The sequence below is a fragment of the Pseudokineococcus marinus genome (assembly GCF_013004605.1).
Classification (GTDB): domain Bacteria; phylum Actinomycetota; class Actinomycetes; order Actinomycetales; family Quadrisphaeraceae; genus Pseudokineococcus; species Pseudokineococcus marinus.
Window position 1 is genome coordinate 1 of sequence record NZ_JABEMA010000216.1, and the last position, 5,301, is coordinate 5,301.

A 5,301-nucleotide genomic window follows, 5' to 3' on the forward strand; every position below is an offset into this window, starting at 1 on the left:
GAGCTCCGGCGACGTGCTCGTCGCGTCGTCCGCCCCGCACGCCGCGGTGCTGCCGCGCGCCGACGTCGTCGTCCACCACGGGGGCGCCGGCACCGTCCACGCCGTCGCGCGCGCCGGGGCGGTCTCCGTCGTCGTCCCCTTCGTCGCCGACCAGCCCTGGTGGGCCCGGCGCCTGCACGACCTCGGTCTGTCCCCGGCCCCCCTGCCCGCGCGGAGGCTCACCGCCGAGGGGCTCGCCCGCCGCCTCGCCGCCGCCCCCGCCCACCGGCGGTCCGCGCGCGCGGCGGCCGGGGCGATGGCCGGTGAGCGGGGAGCGGCCCGTGCCGTCGACGTCCTCGAGGGACTGGCGTGACGGCGCACCGAGCGGCTGCTGCACGAGGCGGCGCGCACGCTCCGTCCCGTACGGTCCCCCGGTGAGCACGCCTCCCCGCCGCTACCGGGGCGAGCGGTCGCCCTCGAGCCCGCCGCGCCGCGGCAGCGCCGTCGAGGGGCTCGTCGCGGCGCTGGCCGTCGTGCTCCTCGTCCTCGTCCTGGGCCCGCTGCTGCCCGGCCCGAGCTACGTCGCCCCGGTGGTCGCGGCCGTGCTCGTCACCGCCGGCCTTCTGGTCGCCCGCCGCCGCCGACGCCGGTAGGCCGCTGCCCGCGCCGGCGGCGGCCCTCGACCGGGCGGGTCTCAGTGGGCGGCGTCGTAGGCCTCGAGGACCTTGTTCGAGACGCGGCCGCGGTCGGAGACCTCGTGCCCGTTCTCGCGGGCCCAGGCCCGGACGGCGTCGAGGTCGCTGCGCTTGGGCCCCGAGCTCGCGCGGCCGCCGCTCGAGCGCGCGGGCGCCGCGCCGGTGGCCCCGCGACCGCTGACCTTGCGGGCGTTGGCGATCCACTCGGCGAAGGACTCCTCGATGGAGGCCGCGTGCTCGTCGTTGAGGTCGATCTCGTAGCTCGTGCCCTGGAAGGAGAACGTCACCGTCTGGGTGGCGTCCCCGCCGTCGATGTCGTCGGTGAGGATGGTCTGGGTCTTCTGCGCCATGGCCACATCCTGGCCGACGCGGGGCACCCGGGCGCACCGCGGCGCAGCGGGGGTGTCGGTCCTCGCCCCTGCGGTGCGCCGGCATGACGAGCCCCGCCCCCGCTCCTCCGCCGCACGAGCACCTCTTCCACCTCGGGGCCGCGGACGCCGGCAGGGCCGCCCCACGACGCCCACGAGCGGCGGGGCGTCCGGCCCGGGCGGCTCGGCCGGAGGCCCCGGCGGCCCGGGAGGGGCGCCGCCCGCACGGCCCGCGTCCGCGTGAGGCGCGCGCGCCGGCGTCGCCCGCGGGGGCGGGTCAGCTGAGGACGTCCTTGCGGCCGAAGGACCAGAAGGCGAGGCGGATCGCCACGACGGCCCACAGCAGCGCCCAGAGGCCGCCGGTGAGCATGTCGTCCCACGCGGGCTCGGACTGGAAGAGGCCCACGTAGGCGTACTGGAAGTGCGTCGGCAGGGCCTCGCGCAGGTCGCCGAGGGCCTGGATCTGGTCGAGCACCGTCGAGACGACGACGAGCAGGACGGCGCTGCCGACCGCCGCGAGCGGGGCGTCGGAGCGCGTGCCGACGAGGAAGGCGAAGCCCCCGAAGGCCGCCGTCGTGACGAGGACGTAGCCCGTCGCGGCGGCCAGGCGCCACAGCCCCCCGGAGAGGTCGAAGGCCTCGCCGCTGGGGCTGACGAGCGGCTCGGGGCCGTACGCCAGGGTCCCCACGAGGTAGGCGACGACCATGAGGAGGACCACCGCGAGCACCGAGGAGACGAGCGCGACGACGAGCTTGCTGCGCAGCAGCCGCCGCCGGGGCACCGGCGAGACGAGCAGGTACCGCAGGCTCGACCAGCTGGCCTCGGAGGACAGCGGGTCCCCGCACAGCAGCGAGACGACGAGCGGGACGAGGAAGCCCGTCGCGACGAACAGCGTGAAGAGCGCGAGGTTCGCCCCGCCCTCGGTGGCGAGCTCGACGAAGTCCGGGGCGCCGGAGGTGTCGCCGTCGCCGAGGGCGAAGGCGCCGACGAGCACGAGCGGGAGCACCGCGAGGAGCACGGCCGTGACGACGGTCCGGCGACGGCGCAGCTGGCGCGCGGCCTCGGCGCGCACGGTGAGGGTCCGGCGCGGCGCGTAGCCCGGGGCCGCGCCGTCGTCGCCCCGGTGGCGGCCGTGGCGCGCGCCCGCGGCGGCGCCCTCCCCGGCGTCGTCCCGCGCGGCGGCCCGCTCACCGGCCGGCTCTCCCGCGCGCAGGGCGCGGTCGAGCTCGTCGGTGCCCTGCGCCGCGTGCTGGGCGGACCCGTCCGAGGGGCTGTCGTCGCTCACGTGCCGGTCACCTCCAGGAAGACCTCCTCCAGCCGGCGGCGCGGTGCCACGCGGTGCACCGCCACGCCGGCGGTGACGAGCGCGCGGACGACGTCCTCGGGCTCGGCGCCCGTGACCGTGAGCTCGCCGTCGCCGGGGACGGGGCGGTCCTCGGCGTCGGCGTGCTCGGCCGCGGCGTCCACGCGGGCCCCCGGCAGGTCGGCGAGGGCCGCGCGGGCGCGCTCGACGTCGTCGACGACGACGGCCGTGCCGCCGTGCCCGTCACCGGTGCCGCCGCTCGTCAGCTCCTCGAGCGAGCCGCCGGCGACGACCTGGCCGCGCCGCATGATGACGGCGTGCGTGCAGGTCATCTCGACCTCCGCGAGCAGGTGGCTCGAGACGAGCACGGCCCGGCCGGAGGCGGCGTACCCGCGGAGCACGTCGCGCAGCGCGCGGATCTGCGGCGGGTCGAGGCCGTTGGTCGGCTCGTCGAGCACGAGGACGTCGGGCAGGCCGAGCATGGCCTGCGCGATGGCGATGCGGGCGCGCATGCCCTGGCTGTAGCCCCGGACGGGCCGGTGGACGGCGTCGCCGAGAGCGGCGATCTCGAGCACCTCGTCGATCCGCGCGTCCTCGAGCGGGCGGCCCGTGGCCTGCCAGGCGAGGCGGAGGTTGGCGATGCCGGTGGCGTGCGGCAGCAGGCCCGGCCCCTCGACGAACGCGCCCACCTGGGAGAGCACGGCCGCGCCCGGCACGACCTCGTGGCCCAGCACGAGCGTGCGGCCCTCGGTCGGGTGCACGAGCCCGAGGACCATGCGCAGCGTCGAGGTCTTGCCCGCGCCGTTGGGGCCGAGGAGCCCGACGACCTGCCCGCGCCCGACGGTGAAGCTGACGCCGTCGACGGCGCGCAGGCCGGAGGCGTAGACGAGCGCGAGCCCGTCGACGACGAGCGGGGGCGGCGGCCCGTCGCCCTCGAGCGACGCGGCGCCGGCGAGGACCCCACCGCCGAGCGCGGGGACGGTGGCGGGGGCGGCGCGGCGGGCGTCGACGCGCCGGCTCACCGGGCCGAGCAGCGCCGCGAGCAGCAGCACGACGGCGAGCGCGATCACGAGGCCCCAGGGGACCTCGACGCCGCCGCCGTCGTCCGTGCTCGCCGCGACCGTGGCGACGTCGTCGCCCAGCGCCACCGGCACGCGCACCGCCGGCTCGGCGTCCTCCGACGCGAGCGCGACGCCGTAGACCCGGCCGTCCTGCGGCACCGCGTAGCCCTGGTCGGTGCTCGAGACGAGCAGCCGCATCGTGGAGCCGGCGGCGTAGCGCTGGAGGACGGCGGGCAGGGCGACGTCGACGCGCGTCGGCTCCCCGGGCACGAGGCCCGAGAGCCGCACCGGCGCGACGAGCTGGCGCGGCAGCACGGCCCGGCCGTCGGACGGCACCTCGAGCAGGCCCGTGAAGAGGGTGGCGTCGCTCGCCGTCGAGGTGACGACGAGGCGGACGGTCGGCGCGCCGGCCACGAGGACGTCGTCCTCGAGCTCGGCGGAGTCGAAGGTCGCGCTCTGGCCCGGCAGGACGGCCAGCGCGGAGCCCAGGGCGGCGAGCCCCCCGCCGAGCGCTCCGGCCGCGGCGCCGGCGCCCGGGAGCGTCGTCAGCGCGGACGGCGTGCCGCCCGCCGGCGAGAGGACCTGCTGGGGGTCGCCGACGAGCGGGACGGCGCGGACCTCGAGCGCGGGCGCGCCCCCGTCGGCCCCCGCGAGGCCCGGGTAGCCGGGGAGCTCGAGGACCTCCCGGTCGTCGTCCTCCTCGGCGAGGCCCGCCACCGGCGGGGCGCCGGGCTGCTGGGCCGCCGCGCCGAGGGCGGCGCCCAGGTCGTCGTCCTCCACCACGTCGGCGCGGAAGGTGGCGGCGCCGTCGGCGGCGGGGTCGCCGGCGAGCACCTCGCGCAGGAAGGGCGCGAGGTCGTCCTCGGCGGAGCCGAAGCCGCCACCGGCCCCGGCGCCGGCGTCGTGGCCGCCGGCGATCCAGCGCACGCGCACGTCGCTGCCGGCGGCGGCCAGCTGCCGGGCGTTCGCGTCGGCCTCGGTGAGCGGGAAGAGGCTGTCCTGCTGGCCCTGGACGAGGAGCACGGGCGCGTCGACGTCGTCGAGCACGGTGGCCGGGCTCGAGGCGCGCAGGAGCGCGGCGAGGTCGTCCCCGACCTCGCCGGTGGCGATGGCGTCGAGGTAGCCGGCGCACAGGTCCGGCGCGAGGCTGCCGCAGGCGCCCGGCCCCGGGCCACCGGCCGCGCCCGTACCGCCGCCGTCCGCACCGCCGCCGTCCGCACCTTCGGGGGCCCCGACCGGCAGGGCGCCGCGGCTCGCGGCGAGCTGCGTGGCCCAGGCGCGCTTGAGGACGCCGGGCTGCGTGCTCGTCACCGCCGCCGGCGTGCTCACGCCTTCGGCCGCTGTCGTCGAGGGCGCCAGGGAGCTCGTGAGGTCGTGCCACGTGATGGCGGCGGCCGCGGCGTCGACGCGGTCGTCGGTGCCCGCCAGCAGCAGCGCGAGGGCCCCGCCGTAGGAGCCGCCGACGACGCCGACGCGCGGGTCGCCGGTCTCGTCGAGGAGGACGTCGCGCCGCTCCGCGAGGACGTCGACGAGCGCGCGGGCGTCGGCGACCTCGTAGTCGGGGGCGTCGAGGTGCACGAGACCCCCCGAGTCGCCGAAGCCCCGGGCCGACCACGTGAGGACGACGAAGCCCTCGGCGGCGAGCTCGCGCGCCTGCCCGTCGCGGTCGGCGCGGGTGCTGAGGAAGCCGTGGGCGAGGAGGACGGCGGGGCGCCGGTCGGTGCCGCCCGCCGTCCGGTACACGGCGGCGTCGAGGGCCACGGGCTCGTCCGGGGCGGAGGGCTCCGCGCCGACGGGGACGGAGAGCTCCTCGACCTCGACGTCGGCGCCGACGTCGGGCGTCGCGCTCGGGGACGGCGAGGCGCTGGCGCCCGGTCGCCGGGCTGCGACGGCCG

General features: G+C 78.9%; 5 protein-coding genes. 2 read left to right on the forward strand and 3 right to left on the reverse strand.

Annotated elements, in window-relative coordinates:
• Together HLB09_RS12455 and HLB09_RS12460 are read left to right on the forward strand one after the other, a co-directional pair.
• On the forward strand, positions 1-352 hold a 352-nt coding region (locus tag HLB09_RS12455), incomplete at its 5' end, for a glycosyltransferase (RefSeq protein ID WP_281359414.1).
• A gap of 61 nt (positions 353-413) precedes the next feature.
• Positions 414-632, forward strand: a complete 219-nt coding sequence (locus HLB09_RS12460) for a hypothetical protein (protein WP_171203677.1) — start codon at positions 414-416, stop codon at positions 630-632.
• 41 nt (positions 633-673) lie between these two features.
• On the opposite strand, the gene HLB09_RS12465 is transcribed toward HLB09_RS12460, so the two are convergent.
• The 3 genes from HLB09_RS12465 to HLB09_RS12475 all read right to left on the reverse strand — a co-directional run.
• Complete coding sequence (locus HLB09_RS12465; protein ID WP_171203678.1) at positions 674-1,024, reverse strand: histone-like nucleoid-structuring protein Lsr2; 351 nt, start codon at positions 1,022-1,024, stop codon at positions 674-676.
• Between the two features lie 295 nt (positions 1,025-1,319).
• Positions 1,320-2,327 (reverse strand): ABC transporter permease, encoded by a 1,008-nt coding sequence (locus HLB09_RS12470; protein WP_212771011.1) that lies wholly within the window; start codon positions 2,325-2,327, stop codon positions 1,320-1,322.
• Positions 2,324-5,301 (reverse strand): alpha/beta fold hydrolase (locus HLB09_RS12475; RefSeq protein ID WP_171203679.1); only part of this gene is annotated, 2,978 nt, incomplete at its 5' end. The genes HLB09_RS12470 and HLB09_RS12475, both read right to left, overlap by 4 nt.

Excerpts from the sequence above, each read along its gene's own strand:
- HLB09_RS12465 (WP_171203678.1), bottom strand. The coding sequence starts at position 1,024 with ATGGCGCAGAAGACCCAGACCATCCTCACCGACGACATCGACGGCGGG.